At 55.2% G+C, this 23,854-nt stretch carries 23 protein-coding genes; 14 read left to right on the top strand and 9 right to left on the bottom strand.

Annotated elements, in window-relative coordinates; all coding sequences use genetic code 11:
• The first annotated feature begins 18 nt into the window (after positions 1-18).
• The 7 genes from ATG98_RS10660 to ATG98_RS10630 all read left to right on the top strand — a co-directional run bounded on the left by ATG98_RS10660 (position 19) and on the right by ATG98_RS10630 (position 5,768).
• On the top strand, positions 19-1,035 hold the full coding sequence (locus ATG98_RS10660) for an Abi family protein (protein ID WP_098422936.1): 1,017 nt from the start codon (positions 19-21) through the stop codon (positions 1,033-1,035).
• 227 nt (positions 1,036-1,262) lie between these two features.
• Positions 1,263-2,219, top strand: a complete 957-nt coding sequence (locus tag ATG98_RS10655; RefSeq protein WP_098421103.1) for a restriction endonuclease — start codon at positions 1,263-1,265, stop codon at positions 2,217-2,219.
• Positions 2,220-2,241: 22 nt separating this feature from the next.
• Complete coding sequence (locus ATG98_RS10650) at positions 2,242-2,460, top strand: DUF4268 domain-containing protein (RefSeq protein WP_143751186.1); 219 nt, start codon at positions 2,242-2,244, stop codon at positions 2,458-2,460.
• 116 nt (positions 2,461-2,576) lie between these two features.
• Complete coding sequence (gene rhuM / locus ATG98_RS10645) at positions 2,577-3,590, top strand: virulence protein RhuM/Fic/DOC family protein (protein WP_098421102.1); 1,014 nt, start codon at positions 2,577-2,579, stop codon at positions 3,588-3,590.
• Complete coding sequence (locus tag ATG98_RS10640) at positions 3,583-3,837, top strand: Abi family protein (protein ID WP_098421101.1); 255 nt, start codon at positions 3,583-3,585, stop codon at positions 3,835-3,837. Before rhuM ends, ATG98_RS10640 begins: the two co-directional genes overlap by 8 nt.
• 119 nt (positions 3,838-3,956) lie before the next feature.
• Entirely contained in the window at positions 3,957-5,183 is a 1,227-nt protein-coding gene (sstT, locus tag ATG98_RS10635; RefSeq protein ID WP_098421815.1) for a serine/threonine transporter SstT, read from the top strand.
• A 48-nt stretch (positions 5,184-5,231) separates the two neighbouring features.
• The gene (locus ATG98_RS10630) at positions 5,232-5,768 is read left to right on the top strand and encodes a shikimate kinase (RefSeq protein WP_098422934.1); all 537 of its coding nucleotides are present in this window, start codon (positions 5,232-5,234) and stop codon (positions 5,766-5,768) included.
• 10 nt (positions 5,769-5,778) lie between these two features.
• On the opposite strand, the gene ATG98_RS10625 is transcribed toward ATG98_RS10630, so the two are convergent.
• The 6 genes from ATG98_RS10625 to ATG98_RS21850 all read right to left on the bottom strand — a co-directional run bounded on the left by ATG98_RS10625 (position 5,779) and on the right by ATG98_RS21850 (position 11,955).
• On the bottom strand, positions 5,779-6,408 hold the full coding sequence (locus ATG98_RS10625; protein WP_098421099.1) for a shikimate kinase: 630 nt from the start codon (positions 6,406-6,408) through the stop codon (positions 5,779-5,781).
• Between the two features lie 83 nt (positions 6,409-6,491).
• On the bottom strand, positions 6,492-8,186 hold the full coding sequence (locus tag ATG98_RS10620) for a methyl-accepting chemotaxis protein (RefSeq protein ID WP_098422932.1): 1,695 nt from the start codon (positions 8,184-8,186) through the stop codon (positions 6,492-6,494).
• Positions 8,187-8,351: 165 nt separating this feature from the next.
• Complete coding sequence (locus ATG98_RS10615; RefSeq protein WP_098422930.1) at positions 8,352-8,780, bottom strand: PAS domain-containing protein; 429 nt, start codon at positions 8,778-8,780, stop codon at positions 8,352-8,354.
• Positions 8,781-8,868: 88 nt separating this feature from the next.
• Positions 8,869-10,074: a chromate efflux transporter gene (gene chrA / locus ATG98_RS10610; RefSeq protein WP_098422928.1), complete on the bottom strand. Its 1,206-nt coding sequence runs from the start codon at positions 10,072-10,074 to the stop codon at positions 8,869-8,871.
• A gap of 62 nt (positions 10,075-10,136) precedes the next feature.
• The gene (locus tag ATG98_RS10605; protein ID WP_098422926.1) at positions 10,137-11,684 is read right to left on the bottom strand and encodes an FAD-binding domain-containing protein; all 1,548 of its coding nucleotides are present in this window, start codon (positions 11,682-11,684) and stop codon (positions 10,137-10,139) included.
• Positions 11,685-11,799: 115 nt separating this feature from the next.
• Complete coding sequence (locus tag ATG98_RS21850; RefSeq protein WP_179888116.1) at positions 11,800-11,955, bottom strand: hypothetical protein; 156 nt, start codon at positions 11,953-11,955, stop codon at positions 11,800-11,802.
• A 203-nt stretch (positions 11,956-12,158) separates the two neighbouring features.
• Here ATG98_RS21850 and ATG98_RS10600 point away from each other — a divergent pair, with 203 nt between their 5' ends.
• Both ATG98_RS10600 and ATG98_RS10595 read left to right on the top strand, forming a co-directional pair.
• The gene (locus ATG98_RS10600; RefSeq protein WP_098422924.1) at positions 12,159-13,361 is read left to right on the top strand and encodes a M24 family metallopeptidase; all 1,203 of its coding nucleotides are present in this window, start codon (positions 12,159-12,161) and stop codon (positions 13,359-13,361) included.
• A 133-nt stretch (positions 13,362-13,494) separates the two neighbouring features.
• Positions 13,495-13,752 carry a YdcH family protein gene (locus ATG98_RS10595; protein ID WP_098421094.1) on the top strand — a complete coding sequence of 86 codons (258 nt, stop codon included), beginning with the start codon at positions 13,495-13,497 and terminating at the stop codon, positions 13,750-13,752.
• A 107-nt stretch (positions 13,753-13,859) separates the two neighbouring features.
• On the opposite strand, the gene ATG98_RS10590 is transcribed toward ATG98_RS10595, so the two are convergent.
• Positions 13,860-15,098, bottom strand: a complete 1,239-nt coding sequence (locus tag ATG98_RS10590) for a multidrug effflux MFS transporter (RefSeq protein WP_098421093.1) — start codon at positions 15,096-15,098, stop codon at positions 13,860-13,862.
• A 307-nt stretch (positions 15,099-15,405) separates the two neighbouring features.
• On the opposite strand from ATG98_RS10590, the gene ATG98_RS10585 reads away from it, so the two are divergent.
• From ATG98_RS10585 to astE, 5 genes are all read left to right on the top strand, one after another.
• On the top strand, positions 15,406-16,179 hold the full coding sequence (locus ATG98_RS10585; RefSeq protein WP_098421092.1) for an ABC transporter ATP-binding protein: 774 nt from the start codon (positions 15,406-15,408) through the stop codon (positions 16,177-16,179).
• A gap of 142 nt (positions 16,180-16,321) precedes the next feature.
• Positions 16,322-17,071 (top strand): transporter substrate-binding domain-containing protein, encoded by a 750-nt coding sequence (locus ATG98_RS10580; RefSeq protein ID WP_098422922.1) that lies wholly within the window; start codon positions 16,322-16,324, stop codon positions 17,069-17,071.
• Positions 17,072-17,122: 51 nt separating this feature from the next.
• Complete coding sequence (locus ATG98_RS10575) at positions 17,123-17,827, top strand: ABC transporter permease (RefSeq protein WP_098421090.1); 705 nt, start codon at positions 17,123-17,125, stop codon at positions 17,825-17,827.
• Between the two features lie 3 nt (positions 17,828-17,830).
• Positions 17,831-18,553 (top strand): ABC transporter permease, encoded by a 723-nt coding sequence (locus ATG98_RS10570; protein ID WP_098422920.1) that lies wholly within the window; start codon positions 17,831-17,833, stop codon positions 18,551-18,553.
• A 27-nt stretch (positions 18,554-18,580) separates the two neighbouring features.
• Entirely contained in the window at positions 18,581-19,636 is a 1,056-nt protein-coding gene (gene astE / locus ATG98_RS10565) for a succinylglutamate desuccinylase (protein ID WP_098422918.1), read from the top strand.
• A gap of 38 nt (positions 19,637-19,674) precedes the next feature.
• On the opposite strand, the gene ATG98_RS10560 is transcribed toward astE, so the two are convergent.
• Positions 19,675-22,701 (bottom strand): efflux RND transporter permease subunit, encoded by a 3,027-nt coding sequence (locus ATG98_RS10560; protein WP_098424424.1) that lies wholly within the window; start codon positions 22,699-22,701, stop codon positions 19,675-19,677.
• Between the two features lie 10 nt (positions 22,702-22,711).
• Positions 22,712-23,776 (bottom strand): efflux RND transporter periplasmic adaptor subunit, encoded by a 1,065-nt coding sequence (locus tag ATG98_RS10555; RefSeq protein WP_098424423.1) that lies wholly within the window; start codon positions 23,774-23,776, stop codon positions 22,712-22,714.
• Between the last annotated feature and the right edge of the window lie 78 nt (positions 23,777-23,854).

Genomic DNA, 23,854 nt, shown 5'->3' with positions numbered 1-23,854 from the left:
AACAGGGATGATTTCTACGTGTATGAAAAGCCATGGTTGAGCTACCCGGAACAGCTCGAACAGTTAAAGGCGAGAGGCCTTGCCGTCACGGATGAAGTGAAAGCTCTCGAGTATCTTGAACGCATCGGTTATTACCGCCTGAGCGGCTACTGGCACCCCTTTCGGGAGCGCTCCGGGCTTTTTTGTCCTATTGGCAAAGGCATTAAAAGAGGAAAGAAGACCAAGGAAACGAGCACCGTTCTGGACAGCTTCAAACCGGGCTCGTCTTTTGAAGCAGCGGTTCACCTATATGTCTTCGACAAGAGGCTGCGGCTGCTGGTTCTGGATGCGCTTGAGCGTATCGAGGTCGCACTGCGGGTGGACATTGCGCACACGCTCGGCAAGTACGAACCGTTCGCCTATTTGAAGCCACATCTGCTTTTTGCTGGTTTTGCCGAGGAAGTTGATAGCAGAACCGGCGTACCCCGGCACGTAGATTGGATGAAAAAACAGGCCATCCAGGTTTCTCGTTCTAAAGAAGACTTCATCAGACACAACAAGAATAAATATGGCCTGCCTTTGCCCATCTGGATCGCCTGCGAGGTGTGGGACTTCAACACATTGTCAGAACTCTATGCCGGTATGCGCCCGGAAGACCAAAATGTTATTGCTGAAAAATATGGCGTTCAGAATGGCCGGACCCTGGCCTCTTGGCTGCGCAGTCTCAGCTACCTTCGCAACGTCTGCGCGCACCACAGCCGGCTCTGGAACCGCAACGTTATCGACCAGCCCCAGAAACCGCCCACAGGCATGGTCCGCGGCTTTGAGGCAGCGTGGGAACCCGGCAACGAACACACTGTTGCCCGTCCGTTCTTGCTCCTTTGTATTTGCAAAAAGCTGCTCAACGCCATCAACCCCGCTTCTAGCTGGTGGCAGCGTTTCTCTGAACTATTGGCAGAATTTCCAGAAAACGAGCAATTGGGAATTGGCTGGGGAGCGTTTGGCGTAGCGGAAGAATGGAGAAGCTGGGACTGTTTCCCGAAACGCAGGCAATAAAAAACCCCGCAGCAGTTTCACCGCCAAAGCGGATCCACAGATTGGGGCCGTGTTGGGAACGATATTAACCATGAGGGTTAAATTTCACAACCGTTGTTATACAAAAACACAAAAAATAACCCCCGCGTAAGCTCCAATCGGAACCAAGAGGCAGGGGTCGTGTTAGCCGCAATATTATTAATTGAACGCCCAACAATCAAGTGCCAACACTGAGCAATGGAGTAAACATGAAAAACGGATGGATGATTCGGGCCGGCAATAGTGGTCGCTACTTCGACGATTTCGAGGACTCAAAGTGCGTGGGGATTGGCTGGAACGACCTGGGTGACCTTCGCCAGTACACCAGCGCCGCAGCGCTGCGCGAGGCTTGTATCCATCATTTCGGAAACGCCAAGCCAGGCAGAACCGCTAATGCCGTCGCAATGATTCGCAAATTCCGTGACGACATACAACAAGGCGACCTGCTCGTCACCTATAGTCAAGAATACCGTGAATATCTGGTTGGGGAAGACCAAGGTCAGTATGAGTTTCGCTCCGAACAGGAGTTAGTGGGCGAATTTGCGAGCATTCGTAAGGTCAAATGGCGAGGGCGCGTTTCCCGAGACCAGCTCTCACAGTCAGCGCGTAATAGCTTGGGCTCCGTTCTGACGCTCTTTTCTCTATCTTCCGACGTCATCAACGAAGTAGAAGATAGACTGGCCGGAAAACCTGTTTCTGAGCACACTCCAATAGCAGATACACCCTCCGTCGAAGCTGAGTTCGATTTGCTCCGTGAGGAGGTGAGGTCAAAAGGTCATGAACTCATTAAAGACAAGATCCAAAGTCTTGATCCCGAGGAAATGGAAGAGCTTACCGCCGCCTTGCTCCGGGCCATGGGCTACCAGACTCGGGTATCGGCACGAGGCCCAGACCGAAGCGTAGATGTACTGGCATCACCAGACGGCCTAGGCCTGACTCAGCCACGAATCAAAGCCGAGGTAAAACACCGCAATGGCAGCATGGGTTCTGTACGGCATAAATTCAAATACCCAACCAACAAGCCTTATCGAAGAGAGTCACAGACAAGGCAAGAAGCGGCCAATTACTTTGCCAACCGTCCACTATGCCGAGAAAACGTTTTGATTGCAGACTCGTCTTACAGCGAGGGGGAATATCAGTGCAGCGTTACAATGTCAGCACATTAGCTGCTGGGCTGGACAAAGCTTCATGATCGGCATGATGGCCAAAGAAGCCGAAGAAAAGAACGCCAGCCACGAACAGAAAAACCGCCATACTCTGCGACTGGCATTTTGGGAACAAACATTAGAAGCTTTTGGCCGCAGTAACTGTTCGCTGTTTAACAACATCAACCCCGCCAAAGATCACTGGCTAAACGCAGGTTCGGGCATTAGCGGTATGGGTTACCAGTTGATATTCGGCAAATAGCAGCGCTTTTAGACCGGTGTTTACAGTAGTTCGCTGAAATAGCGGGAGTAGCTGTCTGGCCGGGCTCTAAGTACACGCTATACTGTGTTATTTGAGTAAAACGACAAGGAGATGTCATGACTGAACAACAAATACGGATTTTTACCTCAACCGATGGCCAAGCCCAGCTTGAAGTGGCGCTGGAACAGGAGACGGTTTGGCTTCATCAAAGCCAGATGGCAGCACTGTTCGACACCTCAGCGGATAACGTCGGTTTGCACCTGAAGAACATCTATCAAGAGGGTGAACTGAAGGAAGTTCCAACTACCGAGGATTTCTCGGTAGTTCGGCAGGAAGGCAAGCGACAGGTTCGCCGGAGCATCACACACTACAACCTGGATGCCATAATATCCGTTGGCTATAGGGTCAGCTCAAAGCGCGCTACTCAGTTCCGGCAGTGGGCCACGCAGGTACTGAAAGATCACCTGGTGCAAGGCTACACCCTGAACCAGCGCCGACTCACGGAACGCGGCATAGAGTTCGAGCAGGCCGTTAATCTGCTAAGCCGCACCCTGACTAATCAAGGCCTGGTGTCCACCGAAGGCGAAGCCGTTGCCCGGGTGATCAGTGACTACGCTCGTTCATGGAGTCTGCTACAAGGCTATGACGAACAGCAACTGGCCGAAGTAGGTATAAAGCAGCTTGATATGCAGCCACTGGAGCTGGACGAAGCGCTGAAAGCCATTGGCGAGCTGAAGCGAACACTGATTGCCAAGGGCGAAGCCACCGAACTGTTCGGCCAGCTACGCGGGGATGGCCTGACATCGGCACTTGCCACCATAGAACAGGGCTTCGGTGATGAACTCTTCTACCCGAACATCGCCACCCGTGCCGCTCACCTGCTTTACTTCGTGATTAAAAACCACCCGCTGGCCGACGGCAACAAGCGCTGCGGCTCTTTTTTGTTTTTGTGGTACCTGCGCCGCAACGCGTCCTTGCTGGCAAAGCCGGTAGAACAACTTATCAATGACAATACCCTGGTGGCGTTGGCCCTTCTGGTCGCTGAGAGCCTGCCGGATCAGAAAACCCTGATGATCCGGCTGATTGAGCATTTCATAATGCTGAAGGAGCCCGCCGGGGACTATGACTGAAGATCAGCTGGTCATAGCCAACCGTTACGGCGTGAACGACTGGCAGGTATTCAAAAGCTGGCTGTTCAGCCTGAGTTATTTGCGTAACCTCGTGGCGCACCATAGCCGTTCACGGAATCTCCGGCGTGAAAAATATCTGGAACTGTTTCCAGTTCAGCATTCATCGAAAAAATTGAATTTAAGCGGTATGGGAATTACAGATGATCGGAATCGTTTTGCCAAATCAAAAGCTCGTTTACGCTTCTAAACTTTGCGTTGCCATAACGCTACCAGGCGTTTACTGTGGCGGCGACCTGCCGGCTCGACAACTTCCCTGATCGCCGACCAAATTATTATCCGTTTTCAAAATCACACCCTGAGGTTTTCATGCTTGCTGGTTTAAGCTCTGTTTTTCGATCTGTGATGCGGCTGAGTCTGGTTTCTCAGATCGCTATCGGCATTGCTGCCGGTGTGCTTCTGGTCATGATATCGCCAGAGGCTGCGGGCTCTTTTGCGCTTCTCGGTCAGCTGTTCGTCTCGGCATTGAAAGCCGTGGCGCCTGTGTTGGTTTTTGTTCTGGTGGCTGCAGCCATTTCAGGACACAAACAGGGCCAGCCCACTCATATTCGCGGGGTGTTGATTCTTTACATAACAGGAACGCTTGCCGCAGCCGTGGTTGCAGTGGTGGCCAGCTTTCTGATGCCCACAGAGCTAACCCTGGACCTGACGGGCGTGACTGGCAATCCGCCTTCGGGTGTTGGCGAAATTCTGACAAATTTATTGCTCAGCGCCGTCGCCAATCCTGTCACAGCGCTGATGGAAGCCAACTTCATCGCCATTCTGGCATGGGCGATTGGTCTTGGTTTTATGTTGCGTAACGCCAGCGAGGCCACGCGCCAGGGCCTGAACGACCTTTCTGACGCCGTGTCCGGCATTGTTCGTGGCGTCATACGGCTTGCGCCTATAGGGATTTTCGGGCTTGTTGCCACTACGCTGGCAGAGGCAGGCCTGGGTGCTCTGCTGGAGTATGGCCAGTTGCTAGGGGTTATTGTCGGCTGCATGGTGTTTGTGGCGCTGGTAACGAATCCGCTACTGGTGTTCTGGCAGATTCGCAGCAACCCTTACCCGCTGGTGTTCGAATGCTTGCGCGGCAGCGCTATCACCGCTTTTTTTACCCGCAGCTCGGCGGCTAACATACCCGTCAATCTTGCGCTGTGTGAGCGCATGAAGCTGGATCCAGACACCTACTCAATTTCTATTCCGCTGGGCGCAACCATCAACATGGCCGGTGCCGCTATTACCATTTCGGTGATTACCCTGGCGACGGCAAATACCCTTGGCATTCCGGTTGATTTTCCCACCGCGCTGATTCTTTGCGTGGTCTCGGCCCTGGCGGCTTGCGGTGTTTCAGGCGTCGCCGGCGGCTCGTTGCTTTTAATTCCGCTGGCAACCAGTCTTTTTGGAGTGCCAATTGAAGTTGCCATGCAGGTGGTCGCTATTGGCTTCGTGATCAGCGTGGTGCAAGATTCTACTGAAACAGCCCTCAACTCCTCCACCGACGTGCTGTTCACCGCCGCAGCCTGTCGACGGGCAGAAGCACGGAAAAAAGGATGAGTTTTGAAGATTGAAGGTTGAGCGGTATCGCAAATCAGGGTGTACGACATGCTAGAAAAGTCCCAGAACCTCGTTTTTGTTGGTATGCCCGGCAGCGGTAAAAGTACGGTGGGCGTGCTGGTTGCCAAGAGGCTCGGACTGGGCTTTATCGACACCGATTTGTTGATACAGCAAGAAACCGGCCGTACGCTTCAGCAGATCGTTGACCAGGATGGATACGTTGCTTTGCGGAAGGCCGAGGAGCAGGTGCTGTTGAACTTGACTGTGCAACAGCACGTCATCAGCACCGGTGGCAGCGCCGTCTATAGTGACGCAGCCATGAGGCATCTCAAGACCGGAGGCACCGTTGTCTTCCTCAACATCTCTCTGGATACGGCGCTTGCACGGATTGGTGACTATAGCTTGCGGGGTATTTCAAAGAAGCCGGACCAATCGCTTTTAGAGCTTTATGAGGAGCGGTCCGCCCTGTATTCCCGCTATGCCGATCTGACGATTCGGGGCGATGCCCTGAACCACGATCAGGTTTGCGACGCTCTGATAACCGGCCTGGGCAGTATTAAAAACCAGGCGGCCCCAAACAAATAAGTCGCTGACGTCACGGCACCATGTCATCTGGATCAACTAACCCAAGTTCAAGCCCGACGGTGTAAAAACCGGTGACCGAAAACTCACTGATTTTGCTGGACGTGTGAGCAACCGTAATACCCTTACACAATTGCGAGCACGCGGCCTTAGTCACTTCCTGCAACAACGCAAAATCACGAAAGTAGTCTTTTAGCGGGTTTTCATCCAGCGCTTGACGCTTTTGATTCTTTCTGTTGATGCGATCATCGATCGCCCTTTCCAGACGTTCCATTGTTCCTGGCCGGCTATGGTTTAACACATCGACCAGCTGGGAATATTTAACCTCCAGGATCACATTGTCTCGGTCAGCATTGGGCGAGTGGTACTCAGCGATCTCCTCGTCCAAACAAACAAGACCGCGGGACAAACCAAATCGGGCAGCAACCAAAGGTGAAATTGCGGAAATACCCCGCTCTTCCAGCGGGTCACCTTGTGTGATGAGGAGCTTTGGCTTTTGTATCTGCTTTTGGCCCCAGTACGACAGGAGTTGTTTTGAGACCTCAGCTGCCACAAGACCGGGATCCCGTGGGTCGTAGCCACCCATTCCCTCAATCACAACAGGATGATACTGGCTGAGTGAAAACAGTAAGTCTTGTGTCAAAGTTCCTCATCCCTACTACGCAGCGCTACCTATGTCATTTGCGAAGCACTTAATTTTTAACTCACTCTCACTATCATTCCCACTCACACGCGGTAACGGCTGACCTGGTCTGACATATCTGCCGCCAGCGCCTTGAGCCGTTGTGTGACCGCTCCAGCCCTACGAGTTCCTTGGGCGGTTTGCTCTGTGATGGCCACAATCTCGTGAACATTCTGATTAATGGTCTCGGAGACGCTGGTTTGCTCCTCGGCGGCACTGGCAATCTGGATGTTCATCTCGTTGATGGTACCAACGGCCTGGTTAATTCTCTTCAGCGCTTCATTCACCTGACGGGTTTCCACGACGGTCGCTTCACTGCGTTCACTGATTGCACCAATCAGCTTCACGGCGTTGCCGGCACCGGTTTGCAGCCGCTCAATTGTTTCTTGAATTTCCTGGGTACTCTTTTGAGTCCGGCTGGCCAGTGTGCGAACTTCATCTGCGACCACTGCAAAGCCTCGACCAGCTTCGCCGGCGCGCGCAGCCTCTATGGCCGCATTCAGGGCCAGCAGATTTGTCTGATCGGCAATCGCACGAATCACTTCTAAAACAGTGTCGACTTTTCGCGAATCCGCGCCCAGCCTTTCTATAACCTTAACGCCTTCCGCAACCTGCTCTGACAAACCGCCGATTACCTCGATGGTCTGATGTACCAGGCCCTGGGCGTCCACTACCTGAACGTTGGCACGGTCCGCTGCATCAGAAGCTTCGCTGGCGTTATTCGCCACTTCCTGTGCTGCCGCCGTCATCTGGTTCATGGCTGTCGCCACCTGGTCACTTTCGGATTTTTGACGCTCCACGCCCTGGGTTGACTCCTCCATTACCTGACTCAGTTCTGCAGAGGCTTCGTTCAACGTGCCGGTCGACGAGAGAACCTGCTCAACCAGTCCATGCACCTGATCCGCAAAGCTATTGAATGCGATTGCCAGCTGACTCAATTCATCTTTGCCTTCTATGTCCAGTCGACGGGTCAAGTCACCGTCGCCGCTGGCGATACCGTTCATTGCAGATACTGCGGATTTCAGTGGCCGGATAATGCTACGGACAACAACCAGGGCAAGAAGCACGATAATAGCCAGCGCAATCAGTGAGGTCGTCACTGAACCAATGACAGCGTTATCCAATGCATCCCCGACTTTGCTATCCATGGCAGCGACCTGTTCTTCCAGACCGTCTACCCAAAACCCTGTACCAATCATGATATTCCACTGCGGTAGCATCTCTGCGTAACCCAGCTTCGGGGCCACTTTGCCTGTGGCTTCGTTCTGCCATCCATAGGAAACGTAGCCACCGCCGTCAGAAGCCACTTTTACCAGTTCGCGGATCAGGTAGGTGCCATTAGGGTCCTGAAAGTTCCACAGATTCTTGCCTTCCAGCGCCGGCTTTACGCCATGCATGACGCTCACGCCACTGGTGTCGTAGGCAAAAATGTAACCAGGGCTTCCGGAGTCATTGAATCTCAGCTGACGCAGTATTTCCCAGGCTTGCTCACGCACGTCAGGGTCTTCAGCGGAACCGGGCTGATTATAAAGATGGGCAATTGAGGTGCGTGCCAGCTCGATATAGTTTTTCAATTCCTGACGCTTGCTTAGCTCCATATCGGAGGAAAAATCCGCCACCGCGCCGTCGCCAATATCCCTGGCCTGATTCAGATTATAAGTGGTCAAAAACGCGGTAAGTACGATTACAGGCAGAAGTGCGAGCAACAGCACACGCGTCTGAATGGTCAGATTTTTCATCGCTGGTAGGTCTTTTGTGTGTGTCAGGGAATAGGCGGAAACTCCCGCCCGCGGTATTGCACCGCAATGGTACCGAATAACCCCCTGAATTATCACTGAGGACACTTCGCGTTTTGTATAGAAATTGTACCTGGGAAAACCGGAACACGGCAAACCAGACAAGCTTTATTGTTCAACGGGCTCCACCACCACAATAATGCGCCTGACCATGCCTTTATTGATTCTTACGGGCAGATAACGCGCCTTCAGCCAAACACCCTGCCCACTTGCATCAAGATTCAGAAAGCGCCCATTTTGTGCAACGCCAATAACCAGACTTCGCCAGAACACGATGTATTCTTCGCTACGGGTATAGGCGCTCTCGCAAAGCACTCGGTGATGCTTCCCGGTTAACTCTTCAGCCTTGTATCCCAGCAGCGCAAGGAATGCGTCGCTGGCCCGGTCAATCAGGCCATCCGGGGTAAGCACCAGAACGGCCGAGGATTCTTCAACGGCCTGGAAATCCGCCTCCAGCTCGATAATTCGCTTTTCGGCCGCCTCAAGTTTGTCGAGAGCAGCCTGCAGTTCTCGTTTTTTCTTACCAAAAAATGCCATCAGATAGCCTCTTCATGCAAAAGGAGAGCTTTAGAAGACGAACGCAACGGGCGATGTGCGTTAGACGATGCGTGTTATGGATTTGGGATCAAATGGTGATGAGAATGCCGCCGCTTGCCAAGATGATCACCACCGCCCAAGCCGGTAATTTCCATACGCTTAAAAGCAGAAAGCCGGTCAGTGCCAAAGCAAATTCGTAGGGCCCCAGAATGGCGCTGGTCCACACCGGCTGATAAAGCGCTGCGCCCAAAATGCCCACCACGGCTGCATTGGCACCGCTCATCAGTGCCCGCGCGCGACCCCAACGGCGAAACCGATTCCAGTGCGGCAGCACCGCCACCAACAGCAGCATTCCGGGCAAAAAGATCATAAACAACGCCAGGGCGGCTCCGAACAGGCTACCGCCGAGCGGCGTCATCACTGCCCCCAGATAGGAGGCAAACGTGAACAACGGCCCGGGCACGGCCTGAGCGGCACCATAACCAGCCAGAAATTCGTTCGACCCGACCCAGCCAGATTGCACCACCTCGGCTTCCAGCAACGGCAGCACTACGTGACCACCGCCAAACACCAAGGCGCCAGCGCGATAAAAGGCATCCATCACCGCCACCGTGGCGGAAGGGCTAACCCAAGCCAGTAGCGGCAGGCCCACCAGCAAAACAACGAAGACGAGCCCCGCCAGGAAGCCGGTACGGGCAGAAACGGGTAGCAGCAACTCGGGTGCATCGTTGTCGGCCTGAGTCCGGCACAGCACCATGCCAGCTAAGGCGCCAATCACTATGGCCGTGACTTGGCCCAGCGAGCCGTCGAACAACACCACGGTGAACACCGCTGCCAGAGCGATGCCGGCGCGCTGGCGGTCAGGGCATAAATTGCGCGCCATTCCCCATACCGCATGAGCGACTATGGCCACCGCTGTGACTTTCAAGCCGTGAATGATGCCCTGGCTAACGGGCCCATCAAGCACCCCGGCGCCCAAAGCAAACAGCACCAACACAAAGGCCGAAGGCAGAGTGAAGGCCGCCCAAGCCGCGGCTGCACCCCAAGGGCCCGCACGCATCAGGCCCAAAGCAAAACCTACCTGGCTGCTGGCTGGGCCTGGTAAAAACTGACACAGGGCGACAAGGTCGGCGTAAGCCTGTTCGGAAAGCCAGCGACGGCGTTCCACAAACTCAGTACGAAAGTAGCCAAGATGGGCAATGGGACCACCAAAGGAAGTCAGGCCCAATAGTAGAAAGGCGCTAAAAACCTCTCTAATGCGCGCTCTACTATATCGGGGCAGGTCTGTTTTCATAAATCCCTCTCAGTTGCGGCCAGCCGACCACTTTCTTCCTATTCCGAACAGTCACTGCTGATTCAAAACAGTGACTGCTGAAAATCCTGTTTTTGTTCGCTCGACATCTCCACGGACGCTCTCTGGCGGTCTGAATCGCTTCGCCGCAACTCGCTTACCCTGTCTTTGGCTTTTTTTGCGGTTGCCCGATGATCCACAATGGCTTCCGGGTAAGGCATATAACCGAGAATTTCGGCGTGTTTCGACAGCCTGAACGCCGTCTTAGCGAGGTCATGAAGTTCATTGCCGGGCACATCCGCAAGTTCCAGAACCCACTTGCGGATAAAATGCCCGTCAAGATCATGGTCCCTGCCCTGTTTTACCGGGTCGTAAACCATAAGCTCGTTGAATTCTGTGGTGCCCGCTATAATCTGATGAATAACGTGATGAATGCCTGGCTCGTAATCCAGAAACTCGGTGGCCAGATATTCCGCCACTTTGGTGGTGGGTATCCACAGATTCATAGTGGCGAATGAGACCAGGGTTGCCCGCAGACGCATGTTAATCCAGCCGGTTTGGTTGAGGAACCTCATCGCCGCATCAATATAGGGGAACCCGGTTAGCCCCTGTTTCCAGGCTGTGAAGTGTTGTTCAGATTGTCCTGGAGAATGCGTTGAAGAGCGCCCTTCCGAGTAATCTGCCTCGCGGACACCGTTAAACTGCGCAAGCATGCACTGAAATTCCAGCTCGGGGCTGGCTTCAAATGTTTGCATATACTGCCGGCGCCAGCTCAACCTATCCAAGTAGAAACGCGCGTTTTCCTGAAACTTACCGAACTGGTCAGCGTTCATCCGGCTGTGCGCGTCGGTTACAATTCGATCCACAGCCTGGAATATCTCTCTGTCCGAGACAATACCGTAAGCCAGATACGTTGATATCCGCGAACAGCCCTGCCAAGCCGTATTCGGGCTGGATATCTGAAACGGGTATTGCTTTAAATACGGAACGGTGAAGAATCGATTTAAATTTTTGATGGCTTGTGACCGCCCGCCCTTCTGCCTCAGCGGTTTGTCTGTTCCAGCGGCTTTTGGTATTCCCTTCGGCTCACAGGACGGAAACGGCAGGGGCGCAAATCGCTCGGCTAGGTCGGTGCCAATAGGGTCACGAAGTTTGGATGACACAGAGCAGGCAAAATAAGGCGGGAATAACTCGGGCTTTTGCGACCCTCTGGCAATCCCGTTTTGCGCGAGCTCTAGCAGTTCAACGCCATGGTCGGCACACCAGGCAGCAACCGCTTTATCTCGCTGGAACTGGCTGTTTTGAGTGGTTTCCTGATGGGTCCATATCTTGGTTAGAGGCTGCACGCGGTGGATGCGATCAAGAACATCTACCGTTTCGCCCACAGCCTGAAGGAGCTTGCCTCCAATCGACTGAAAATCGCGATCAAGCTCTTCAAGAGTTTCCTGAATGAATAACTGATGCTGCCTTGACACGTCTGGCTGCTGAACCAGCTCAGGCTCGTGACAGTAAAGAGGGAGCACTTTTCCCTTCTTGCGGAAGGCTCGCATGCTTTCAAAAAAAGGCTCTGAGTCCTGAAGCCTCAGGTTGCGTTTAAGCCAAAATATCTGCACCCATCAATTCCCGTAAGGCGTTACTCTGCTCTAATCAAAGGCAGGTCAGAAAATGGATCTGTCTCGCCTCTGAAACGAAGGACGTTGAAACGGAGGACTTTCGTAAAACAGCCTGTCAGGCAGCCTTGCGAAAATCCTCCATCCTTGTGGTTTTGTCACGGCTGCGGCGGTATTTACGTTTGTTCTCCACTACCCGCATCTGGTACTTCGGGGTTCTGAGTTCGCGCTGAACCGCGCTGTGTTTTGTCGGCTGTGCTTTCTTTTTCGCCATCGCTATTTCTCCATTGGCGGTTTCTGGTTTAACAGCCTAATCATAACACCCTCCGGTTGTTGCGCGGCATATGGGTTATTACGATGAGCCTGTTACGGAGTCAGATTAATTGCCATAGCAATCCAAACCCCTTTTTTCTTGCAAACTGGACATGAATGAACGACTAATGAGGGCCGGCTTCCGCAACGGCGAGCGATCATCTTATGGATTACCTTACCTACCGCGAAAAACTGCAAAACCACTTTCCCGAGCCGGTACTGGCCTTCAAACCAGACGAATACGAAGCCAGGCTCGCCTCTGTTCGTCAGAAGATGGCCGAAGCCAGGCTTGACCTGTTACTGCTGACCGAAGCCAGCGAACTGTGTTATCTGACCGGCTACACAACCTTCGAGGTTTCGGTTCAGTGCGTGCTGCTTGTCGCGTCTGATAGAACCGTGCTGTTCGTACCAGCCATTGAGATGGGCCCTGCCGTGTATCTGAGCCGGGTAGACGACGTTATCGGCTATCCGTGGCAGGCGCCCGAAACAGTGGCCAGCGACCTGGCTGCTCAGGTGCGCCGCACGGCGGGCAGCAAAGCACCCCGAATCGGCTTTAACCCCTGGACGGGCTCTTTTCGGCCGGGACTGCTTTCGGCGCTCAAAAACACGCTAGACACCGCCACATTTATCGATTTCGGCGCGCTGATCGATCGTGTTCGACTGGTTAAATCGTCCGCCGAACTGACGTATCTTGCCGAGAGCGCCGCCATTACCAACGCCGGCCTGGACGCGGCTGCCGCCGTGATACAAGCGGGCGTGGTCGACCATGAAATCGCCCGGGCCGGCGCCAGCTCCATGCTGGGGGCAGGTAGCGAATTCATGAGTATGCAACCGATTGTGACGACCGGCGCCCGCAGCGGCATCATTCATACCAATCATGCGGGTTATGAGGTTGCACGCGGTGATGTGGTGTTCACCGAATTCGGTGCGGTTCGCAAACGCTACACCGCGCCCATGATGCGTACCGCCGTGGTTGGCGAAGCTTCCGCCGAAATTCGTGAATTTCACGGGGTCTGTCTTGAAGTTCTGGAAGCAGTAATGTCGGCCGCGCGCGCCGGGGCAAGCTTCGCCTCGGCAGCCCGCGCCGGCGAGTCCGCGCTAGCGCCTATCGTAGACCGCGCGTTTTTCTCCGGCGTATTTGGCTATCCGGTCGGTGCGTCGTTTCCGCCATCCTGGGTCGCCGGCTCGATGTTCATAGCGACCGACAACGAGGCGGTTCTGGAAGAAAACATGGTGTTTCACCTTCCAATCTGCCTGCGCAAACCGGGTGAGTTTGGCGTCGGTTTCAGCGAAACGGTCCGCATTACAGCAACCGGGGCCGAGCGCATCACCAAAAATACGTTGTCTCTCAAGGAAGTCTTTCTGTAAAGCCACACCAAGCCCCTGTTTCTGTCTTCGTGCCAGTAGCTTGCAGTGTTCCTGACCGGTATCAGGCAGCACATCCTCAGGGGGTGTACACTGAACCTGAAGAAGCGTTTCAATACATCAACGGAGTCTCTCAATGCCCATTGAAAAACACGACCTTCTGCATGAATTTCCGGAATCCAAAGATACAATCCACAAGCTGAAAATGTCTGACCAGCACTTCGCTAAGCTGTTTGAGGAGTACCACGATTTACAGCACGAAGTGCATCGTATTGAAACCGAAGTAGAAAAAACATCCGATGAATACCTGGAAACTCAGAAGAAAAAGAGGTTGAACCTTAAAGACCAACTCTCCGCGATCATCAAGGATTATGACGCCTCTTCCGCAAGCTGAGTCTCACGCGGCTTGATATGAACTGAGCCCGTCTGTCATTACCGTCGGTATTGTCGCCCTGTCGATCAGGTACGCCAATTCCGGCGGTAATCGAGTTCGGGCTGCCGTTAGCTCTGGTTTGCGGGCTCGGGCAACACAGCGGCATCGGCAGCAGCTTCAATTTTTGCCACCTCGCGCCGAACCGCCCGCGGCGCACCGAATGCCAGTATGGCCGCCAGCATTGAGCACACCGCCATCACAATCACTACGTTCAACAAAGACTCTTCCACCACCGTGGTAGAAAACGCACTGATGGCGCCGGCCAGGGTGAATTGAGTGGCGCCCAGCATCGCCGCAGCCGTGCCACCCAAGTGCGGGAAAAACTCCAGAGCGTTGGCCATATTGTTGGGAATGATGGAGCCCATAAAGCCCACGGCCGTCACAATGCAGCCGGCAATGACCCACCAGGGAGCCCCAACCCAGGCCAGTGCCACTAACACCAGCAACGCGATGAACTGCAACAATACCGATACCCGCAGAATCGATACCGCCTCGAAGTGCCTTAGCAAATAGCGGTTAAATATGTTCAGGCTGGCCATTAACACAATATTGGCGGCAAACAGCGCAGAAAACAGAGTATTAGAAAGTCCAAACCATTCCTGATAAATGAACGATGCGTGGGTGATAAACACCAGCATAGCGCTGAAACACAACGCTTGTATGCCAACAAAACGCATGGTTACCCAATGCCGCAGCACCAGGCTGTAATTTGTGACCAAAGTGGATACCGGAGTTTTTACCCGCTCTTTGGCAGGCAGTTGGCGGAACAGGCGCAGCTTCAGTACAACGGCTAAAAATACCGCGTAGCCCGTCAGCATTAGAAATATTGCCGGCCAGTCGGCCACTGCCAACAAAATTACCCCCAGAGTGGGCGCCGCCGCCGGTGCTATAAACATAATCAGGCCAATCAGACCAAACAGCCTGGCGGCGTCTTTACCGTGAAACTGGTCGCGCACAATGGCCGGCACAGACACCGCGCAAAAGGCGCCGCCCATGCCCTGCACCAGTCGCCAGCCCAGCATTTCATTCAGGCTACTCGCTTGCGCAACCATAGCAGCGGCAACGGCGAACACAAATAGGCCACCCAGCAGCACAATCTGGCGACCGTAGCGATCAGACAGCGGCCCGCCCACCAGCTGCGAAAGGCCCAAGGCCCCGACATAAACACTCAGGGTAAGCCCGATATCGGTGTGATCAACGTTCAAATCCGCGGCTATCTGCGGGAACGCAGGCAGGTAAGCGTCTAAAGCCAGAGGCCCGAGTGCCACCGTCATTCCCAATAAAATTGCCAATTGCAGTTGCGACACGCACATTTGCCTTTTCAGTAGCGCCAGCCCTTAAGCGGACTGGTCAGTATTTTCGGTAAAAACCGGGCCCTGGATACAGAGCACGGCTTGGCAAACTATCAAGCATTCAAAGGACGCGCAGCCGCAAATTGTAGCATGCTCACAAAAACACGCTATTGCGAAACCAGAGACTGCCGTTAGAGAGTGCTTTAGAGGGTACCCTTAAAGTGTTTGCATTAAGGCAAACCAGACCGTATAAAAAGTGTTGATTTACACTGGCACAGTCCGTAAAAAAGACGTCTTTGATTTATAGCCTCAGGAGCCACCGATGGCGGACCAAGCGCCCTTGATCTGTAGGGATATTTGCAAAACCTTCGACAAGCTTGAAGTGCTAAAAGGCATTTCGCTGGAAACTCAAAAAGGCGACGTTGTATCGCTGATTGGCAGTTCAGGTTCCGGCAAAAGCACCTTTCTGCGCTGCATTAACCTGCTGGAAACGCCAACGTCCGGCGAAATTATTGTGCAAGGCGACCCCATTCGCTTTGCGCAGAATCGCAAAGGCGAACGCATTCCCGCCGACAACCACCAGGTAGAACTAATACGCGCAAAACTGTCAATGGTTTTCCAGGGCTTTAATCTTTGGTCGCACATGACCGTACTGGAAAACATTATTGAAGCGCCCATCCACGTGCTGAAGGTACCCAAGAAAGAAGCCATCGAGCGCGCTGAAAACTATTTGCACAAGGTCGGCATTTACGAGCGCAAGGACTATTATCCGGCGCAGATGTCTGGTGGCCAGCAACAAAGAGCCGCGATTGCACGAGCCCTGGCGATGGAACCAGACGTCATGCTGTTTGACGAGCCTACCTCGGCGTTGGACCCGGAACTGGTGGGCGAAGTGTTGCGGGTTATGCAGAGCCTGGCTGAAGAAGGCCGCACCATGATTGTGGTTACCCACGAAATGGCCTTCGCCAAAGATGTCTCAACCAAGGTGCTGTTCCTGCATCAGGGCGTGATTGAAGAACAGGGTTCGCCAACGAAGGTATTCGACAACCCGGAATCTGAGCGGATGCAGCAATTTCTGGCTCCCAAGTTCGGATAACCGGTGTTATCGTATTTTCCGTATTGCATTTTCTGTATTGTGCTTCTGTACCGTGTTTTCTGTAATTCGCGCCCTTTGCGGCGTAGTGATAAAAAAAAGCCACTAAAGGCAAACTACTGGAACACCACTGGAGAGTTCACCCATGAAAAAAATTCTGATTGCTGCCAGCTGCGCGCTGGCCATGCTGACCGGCTCGGTACAGGCCGAAGACAGCATCCGCATTGCTTTCGACGTGCCCTACGAACCGTTCGAATACAAAGATGAAAACGGCGAACTGACCGGTTTCGAAGTCGAGCTGGCCACAGCCATGTGCGAAGAAATGAACGCCAAGTGCGAGTTTGTTATCCAGGCCTGGGACGGCATGATTCCCGGCCTGCTGGCGCGCAAGTTTGACGCCATCATGTCTTCCATGTCGGTCACCCCGGAGCGCGCCGAGCGCGTACTCTTCTCCAAGCCTTACTACAACACACCGGGCGGCTGGTTCGCGGCGGAAGGGTTTGATATCGACGTAACCGACATGGACGCCATGAAAGACAAGTCTGTGGGCGTGCAGCGCGGTACCACCATGGACACCTTCGTGACTGAAAACATGACCGGCGTTGTAAACATCAAGCGTTACAACACCGCTGACGACATGGTTCTGGATCTGGAAGGCCAGCGCCTTGACGCCGTATTTGTAGACTACCCGGTGGGCGAGCAGACCATCAAAAACAAAGACGGTTTTATTGAAGTTGGCGAGTCAGTGAAGCTGGGTGAAGGCGTAGGCGTTGCCATGCGCAAGCGCGACACAGAGCTAGCCGAGCGTGTTAACAAAGCGCTGGACACCCTCAAAGAAAACGGCACCTACGATGCCATCATGAAGAAATACTTCGCTTACGACATCAAGGTTTAATCATGCCTTCGGGGTGGCCGCTCTGGCCATCCCGGATTACCGGAATATGTCATGCTTGATCTGAAAGGTTACGGCCCTGAACTTCTGAAAGGCGCTTTTGTGACCATGGAATTGGCGTTCCTGTCGCTGGCTCTTGCGTTAATTCTCGGCCTGCTTGGAGCCTCTGCCAAGCTGTCGGATAACCGACCATTGCGAGCCATAGCGACCACCTACACCACCTGCATTCGTGGCGTCCCAGACATAGTGATGATGATGCTGTTCTATTACGGCGGCCAGCTGGCGGTAAACAGCCTGTCTGATGTGCTGTGGGAAGCCTACGAAATCGACTTCTTTTTTCAATTCGACCCGTTTATTTCAGGCGTGGTCACCATCGGCTTGATTTTTGGTGCCTATATGACCGAAACCTTCCGCGGTGCATTTCTGGCTGTAGACACCGGCCAGATTGAAGCCGCCCGGGCTTACGGGTTTTCACGCTGGCATACCTTTCGCCGCATTATTTTTCCGCAAATGCTGCGTCATGCCCTGCCCGGCATTGGCAACAACTGGCAGGTTTTGCTGAAAACCACCGCTCTGGTGTCCATTATCGGCCTGACCGACATGGTGCGAGTGGCTGAGGAAGCCGCCAAAGCCGAGCGCATGCCGTTTCACTTTTTCATCCCCGTGGCCTTTGTTTATCTGTCGCTGACAGCGGTTTCCGAGCTGTTCATCAAGTGGCTGGACATTCGCGCCAATGTTGGCGTGGTGCAGAGGAGCTGATTTATGCCAGACTTTATCAGCCAGTGGCTGAACCAGAACGATATCTTCACCGTCATGACTCTGCTGGAATATTGGAATGGCTTGGTAACCACCGTGCACCTGGTATTTTTATCGCTGTTGATCGGCCTTGTCATTGCATTACCCCTGGCCATTCTGCGCACCGTGCGCAATCCGTTTGTGTCTGGCCCGATCTGGGTGTTCACCTACCTGTTTCGCGGCACACCGCTGCTGATTCAGCTGTACATAATTTACTACGGCATTGCCCAGATTCCCGGTATTCAGGAAACTTTCTGGTGGCTCATCTTCCGCGAGCCTTTCTACCCGGCCCTGTTGGCATTCACCCTTAACACAGCCGCTTACACCACCGAAATTATCCGCGGTGCCATTATCGCCACGCCGGTGGGTGAAATTGAAGCGGCCAAAGCCTACGGTATGAGCTGGATGCTGCGTATGCGCCGCATTATTCTGCCCAACGCGGCACGCCGTGCGGTTCAGGCTTACTCGAACGAAGTGATTTTCATGCTGCACGCCAGCGCGATTGCCAGCGTGGTTACCCTAATGGATTTGACCGGCGCCGCGCGCAATATATACGCACGCACCTACGCGCCCTTTGACGCCTTCATATTCGTTGCGCTGATTTATCTGATGCTCACGTTTATACTGGTGTTTGTGTTCCGCAAACTGGAAAATCACCTGCTACGCCATCAGCGCCCGGTGAACTCCTGACGACGAACTCCTGACAAAGAGAAATCGATGACCGCCAGCAGCGCATTTTTCACTAGCAAACAAGACTGGTTGAGCCACACCCTGGAAAACGCCGGTAAAACCCTTCCCCAATGCCGCCATGGGTTGCCCGGCGGCGGCGAACTGGTGCAACTGGGCACGGGCATTCTGCAGGTCAGCCCGCCAGCAAGCCGGCAAAACAACCATAAGGAAGCGTTGATAATTTCTGCCGGTGTTCACGGCAATGAAACCGCGCCTATCGAAGTGCTGAACCAGCTGGTGAACCAACTGGTTAGTGGGGCCCTACAACCTGCCTGCCCCGCCCTGCTGATACTGGGCAACCCGCAGGCCATGGTAACGGGCAAACGCTTTATTGACGCCAACCTGAACCGACTGTTCAGCGGCGCACACCGGCGTGACGAAGTCCGCGAAACACCGGAAGCCGGGCGGGCACAGCAGCTGGAACAGCTGTGCCAGACCTTCGCCGGGAAAACGCAGGCACAGGGCCTGGCGTTGAGCCACTACGATCTGCACACCGCCATACGCTCCTCCCAACGGGAGAAGTTCGCACTCTATGCGTTTGTGGCCGGCCGCCAAGTACCGGCTGAGCAGTGCGCCTTTTTGCTGGAAGCGGATGTGCACACCCTGCTGCTGCAACACAAAGCCGGCACCACTTTTGCCTCATTTTCGTCATCCGCGCTGAAAGCTCAAAGCTTCACGGTAGAGCTGGGCCAGGTAAAACCCTTCGGCCAGAACGATCTGCGCCGTTTTCAAGGGTTTCATAACGCACTGGAACGGCGCCTGGCCGGATTACCAGCGCCAGCTTCCAGGCCCACAGCAAGCGAGCAACCAGAGCTGGCGATATTTCAGGTGGTTCACGAAATTCTGAACAGCGGTGAGGGTTTTCAGTTTCACGTGCCGGATGACGTGGCCAACTTCACTGAATACACCCCGGGCACCGTGATTTGGAAAGACAGCAATCAACGCTACTGCGTGGGCGAGAAGCCCGAAGCCATTGTGTTTCCAAACCGCGATGTGCCGGTTGGCCAGCGTGTGGGATTGCTGGTGTCCCGACTGACTGTTTGAACGTTTCATAAGTTCAACAGAGCCAGCCGGAAAACGGGTCAGGCCGGTGAATTGTCCGGTTCGGCGACCGGCACTTTGATCAGCAGCGAGCAGACCGCAGGAATCATCAGCAGAGTTAACACGGTAGACGCCAGCAAGCCGGAAATAATGGCCCAGGCCATGGGTGGCCAGAGCGTGGAGCTGCTGAACGCCAGCGGCAGCAAGCCAGCCACCGTGGTAGCGGTGGTCAGCAGAATGGGCCGGGTGCGTTGTTCTACGGCCTTGCGCACGGCATTAAAAATGTCGTGGCCGTTATCCAGCTCCCTATCCATCACATCCAGCAGCACAATAGCGTTGTTCACCACAATACCCACCAGCGCAACCACTCCCAACAATGACTGAAAACCGAAAGGTGAGCCGCTCAGCACCAGCCCGGGGAATATGCCCACCGTGGCCAGCGGCACGGTCAGCAGAATAATGCCCACCCGGCGGAAGGAATTAAACTGTAATAACAGGAAGAATAACAGCAGCAAAATACCAATGGGTGCAGCCGTTAGCAGGGCGCTGTTGGCGTCGCCCGAACCTTCTGCGTCACCGCCCAGTTCCAGCCGCGTACCGGGCGGCAAAGGGTCGGATTCCAGCGCACGATTCATGCCGTCCAAAGCCTGGCTAAAGCTGAACCCGGTGACCAGATTTGCTGCAACCGTATTGATTGGCACACCATTGCGCGAATACATTACCGCCGCTTCCCATTGGGTGTCCACCGACGCCAGCGCCGCCAGCGGAATGGCGTCACCCTGGCTGTTGTAGATGTTCACCGACAACAATCGTTCCAGAGAAATGGCCGTGCCCTCGCGGGAGCGCAGCACTATTGGTATGGGGTCGTCTTCTTGGCGATAGGTTTCCGCCACTATGCCAAAACTCTGGCCGTAAAGACTGTTCGCCACGTCGGCACGGGTCAGACCAAAACGCGCCGCGGTGGCGTCGTCCACATTAATTTCAACGCCCGGCACGCCAATGTCCAAATCGTGGCGCAGGTCTACCGTGCCAACAGTCGCCCGCAAGGCGCGGAATACCTGCTCGGTGGCACGGGCGCGATCTTCCGCGTTGGCGTTGTATACCCGCACCTCTACCGGCGCTGCCCGCGGCGGCCCCTGGGCCAGAGTACCGACCACCACCTCCAGCTCGGGCAGATTTTCATCCACGTAGGTGCGCACCCAGCGAATCATGTCGGTGGTATCGGCCAGAGTGGGCGTGCGTATCACCAGCCGGCCGCGGTTGGGCGCTTGGGGTGATCGCTGCAGGTTGTAATAAAAGCTGGGGCCGGCAAAACCGACAAAGCGCTGTATATCCAGCGCTGCCGGCTGGCTGCGAATCGCGTGTTCCAGCTGGGCAGCCACCGCCGATGTCTGGGCCTGATCGGTACCCTCGGGCAGATACATTTCCACAATCACCCGCGGCCGGTCAGCGTTCGGGAAAAACTGCTGGGCCATAAACGGCGTCATGCCCAGGCTGGCAACCACCAATAACGAGCCTGCCAGCACCAAGCGCTTGGGATGGTGGAACACCAGCCCGCCCAGAAAACGCGCAAGCCCGATCAACCGGTCTTCATGAGCGCCGCGGCGAGCCTTCAGGAATCGCGCCGCCAACAGGGGCACCGCGGATATGGCCAGCAGATAGCTGACCGACAACGTCAGCATGATCATCACCGGCACGCCACGGGTAAAGTCGGCGGCACCGCCTTTCGACAACAGCATGGGTGTAAACGCCGCGATGGTGGTGCCGGTTGAAGCGCCCAGAGGCCCTGCCAGTTCACCCACCGCCTTGCGTAGGGCATCCAGCCGGCGCATGCCTTCATCCAGATGGCCCTGAATGTTTTCCACAATTACGATGGCGTTATCAATCAGGATGCCCAAGGAAATCACCATGCCGATAATGGCTACCTGGTGAAGCACCCCACCGCCAAGATCGTATAGGCCAATGCTGATCAGCGCTACCATCGGCAAAATGGACGCCACCAACAAACCCATGCGTATGCCCATGCCAGTGAACACCACCGCTACAATAATCAGCACCGACAGCACAAGGCTCCAGGCCAGGCCGATTAAACGCTCCTGAACTTTGTCTGGCTGAAAGAACATCTCGTGAATCTGATAGGGCGCAAAATCGCCCTCAATCTGTTGCAGTCGCTCCCGCACCTGCTGGCCAAAGCGGATAGCATCGGTGGTGTCTTCTTCCATGATCAGCGACAGCGTGACCACCCGCTCGCCGTCATACCAGGTTTCTGGATGGCGCGGCTCCACTGGCCCACGCCACACCTCCACCGCGGCCGCCAGCGGCACCTGGGAGCCGTCTGGCAGCTCAATGGGCGTAGCACGTATGGCTTCAATATCGGTAAATTCGCTGTTGGGCAGTATCGACAGGCGGCGGCCGTTGACCACTATAAAGCCACCCGGCGTGGTCTGGTTGCGCTGCGCCAGGGTATCCAGCATTTGGGCGGGGGAAATGCCCAGGCGGAATAACGCAGCGTCGTCCAGCGCCAGGGTTATTTGTTCATCGCTGTCGCCGTCCAGCTCAACCCGGGACAAGCCGCTGATGTCACCCAGGTTCTGCTTTAGCCTCTCAGCCACCGCCGTCAGCTCTGTCACAGAGGGCGACCCCGCCACCGCCAGCACAATCGCCGGAATATCAATCACGCGGTCGTCCAGCGTCATCAACCCAACATCGTCAGGAAAATCCCGGCGTGCCCGGTCCATCGCCCGCCGTACCCGGTCCCACGCCGGATCGGTTTCATAAATCGTGTCTTTCAGGCGCAAAGTCAGCAGCGCCACGCCGGTGCGAGCAATGCCCTGGCTGAAATCCAGCTCCTCCACTTGCCGCAGTTCGTCGGTCAGCGGCTGCAGCACCAGGCGCTCTACATCCGCGGCGCTGGCACCGGGATAAACCACCGACACCAGGCCCGCCCTGTAGGGAAATGATGGGTCTTCCTGACGCGGCATGGTGCTGAAGGCGGCAATGCCCAACAGGCACAGCATGGTTATAGCCATGCCCAACAGGCGTTGAAAATTCAGCAGGCGGCGAGTAATCAAGGCGTTGCTATCCTTCTACAGGCTGAGTGCGCACAGCTTGCGCCGCTTCAATCACGGTATCGCCGTCCACCAGTTTGGTCATACCGGCGTACACCACCTGATCTCCCGCCACCAGGATTTCTGCGTGAATGGCCACGCGCTCACCCAAAATCCGCAACACCGTGACCGGCGTGCGCCGGGCGACACCGTCACGCACGAGAAACACACTGGTGCCCAGACTGGCACCGGCGACGGGCGCGGGAAGGACGGATGTCGGATCAAAAGCAGGGCTGGCAGTAGCGTTTACGTCACGTATCACCGCCAGCAGCGGCACGGTTAAGGCCGCGGTGGTTTGCGGGGTAATACCCACTTCTACCGGCACACCTGCATTCAGGGTGTTAGCCGGAAGGTTCACCAGCAGCGGTTGCAGCTCGCCACGAATGGCACCGGCCTGGGCAATTTCAACCACGGTGCCCTGCACCGGGGCCTGGCTTCGGTCTTGCACCGACCATACCGGCAGTTCCGCGCCCAAGCTAACGTGATTGAGCATATACACCGGCACCCGCACTTCCACTTCCCGCCCTTTCGGCGACGACAATCGCATAACCGGCTGACCGGCGGCCACAAATTCATTCTGCTCGACCAACAAGGCTTCTACCCGGCCGCCAAATGGCGCTTTCAGTGTATTTTCTTCCAGCATTTTGCTGGCTTCGGCTAACGATGCCCGGGCGGTGGCAACGCTGGCCCTGAGCCCGTCGCGGCGGGCGGCGATCTGTTCCAGCGCCTGTTCCGACACCACACCGCGTTCACGAAGGCTGCTAGCGCGCTGCCATTCACGTTGTGACTGTTGGTAGTTGGTGGTCAGTTCATCCAGGCGAGCGCTGGCAGAATCCCGCGCCGGTTCTAGGGCGGGGCTGTAAATACGCGCCAGCACGTCGCCGACCTCTACCGTTTGGCCCAACTCCACCTTACGTTCAGTAAGGGTTCCGCTGAGCTGAAAGGTCAGCGTTGCACGCTGGCTGGCACGCACTATGCCGGCAAAGCGCAGGGATACCGCGCGAGCATCGCCGCCTTCAACCGCCGCGGTGCGCACATGCACAACTGCCGGCCCTGAAGCTGTTGCAGACGCAGCAGCGCCGCTATCTTCTGACGATTTTGAACACGCCACAGC

Source organism: Marinobacter sp. LV10R520-4, assembly GCF_002563815.1.
Classification (GTDB): domain Bacteria; phylum Pseudomonadota; class Gammaproteobacteria; order Pseudomonadales; family Oleiphilaceae; genus Marinobacter.
This window is presented reverse-complemented; position numbering and strand designations above follow the sequence as displayed.

What these genes read in the sequence shown, in the direction of transcription:
- ATG98_RS10655 (WP_098421103.1), top strand. Translation starts at nt 1,263, where the DNA reads ATGAAAAACGGATGGATGATTCGGGCCGGCAATAGTGGTCGCTACTTC.
- ATG98_RS10650 (WP_143751186.1), top strand. Translation starts at nt 2,242, where the DNA reads ATGATCGGCATGATGGCCAAAGAAGCCGAAGAAAAGAACGCCAGCCAC.
- rhuM (WP_098421102.1), top strand. Translation starts at nt 2,577, where the DNA reads ATGACTGAACAACAAATACGGATTTTTACCTCAACCGATGGCCAAGCC.
- ATG98_RS10640 (WP_098421101.1), top strand. Translation starts at nt 3,583, where the DNA reads ATGACTGAAGATCAGCTGGTCATAGCCAACCGTTACGGCGTGAACGAC.
- sstT (WP_098421815.1), top strand. Translation starts at nt 3,957, where the DNA reads ATGCTTGCTGGTTTAAGCTCTGTTTTTCGATCTGTGATGCGGCTGAGT.
- ATG98_RS10630 (WP_098422934.1), top strand. Translation starts at nt 5,232, where the DNA reads ATGCTAGAAAAGTCCCAGAACCTCGTTTTTGTTGGTATGCCCGGCAGC.
- ATG98_RS10620 (WP_098422932.1), bottom strand. Translation starts at nt 8,186, where the DNA reads ATGAAAAATCTGACCATTCAGACGCGTGTGCTGTTGCTCGCACTTCTG.
- ATG98_RS10615 (WP_098422930.1), bottom strand. Translation starts at nt 8,780, where the DNA reads ATGGCATTTTTTGGTAAGAAAAAACGAGAACTGCAGGCTGCTCTCGAC.
- chrA (WP_098422928.1), bottom strand. Translation starts at nt 10,074, where the DNA reads ATGAAAACAGACCTGCCCCGATATAGTAGAGCGCGCATTAGAGAGGTT.
- ATG98_RS21850 (WP_179888116.1), bottom strand. Translation starts at nt 11,955, where the DNA reads ATGGCGAAAAAGAAAGCACAGCCGACAAAACACAGCGCGGTTCAGCGC.
- ATG98_RS10600 (WP_098422924.1), top strand. Translation starts at nt 12,159, where the DNA reads ATGGATTACCTTACCTACCGCGAAAAACTGCAAAACCACTTTCCCGAG.
- ATG98_RS10595 (WP_098421094.1), top strand. Translation starts at nt 13,495, where the DNA reads ATGCCCATTGAAAAACACGACCTTCTGCATGAATTTCCGGAATCCAAA.
- ATG98_RS10585 (WP_098421092.1), top strand. Translation starts at nt 15,406, where the DNA reads ATGGCGGACCAAGCGCCCTTGATCTGTAGGGATATTTGCAAAACCTTC.
- ATG98_RS10580 (WP_098422922.1), top strand. Translation starts at nt 16,322, where the DNA reads ATGAAAAAAATTCTGATTGCTGCCAGCTGCGCGCTGGCCATGCTGACC.
- ATG98_RS10575 (WP_098421090.1), top strand. Translation starts at nt 17,123, where the DNA reads ATGCTTGATCTGAAAGGTTACGGCCCTGAACTTCTGAAAGGCGCTTTT.
- ATG98_RS10570 (WP_098422920.1), top strand. Translation starts at nt 17,831, where the DNA reads ATGCCAGACTTTATCAGCCAGTGGCTGAACCAGAACGATATCTTCACC.
- astE (WP_098422918.1), top strand. Translation starts at nt 18,581, where the DNA reads ATGACCGCCAGCAGCGCATTTTTCACTAGCAAACAAGACTGGTTGAGC.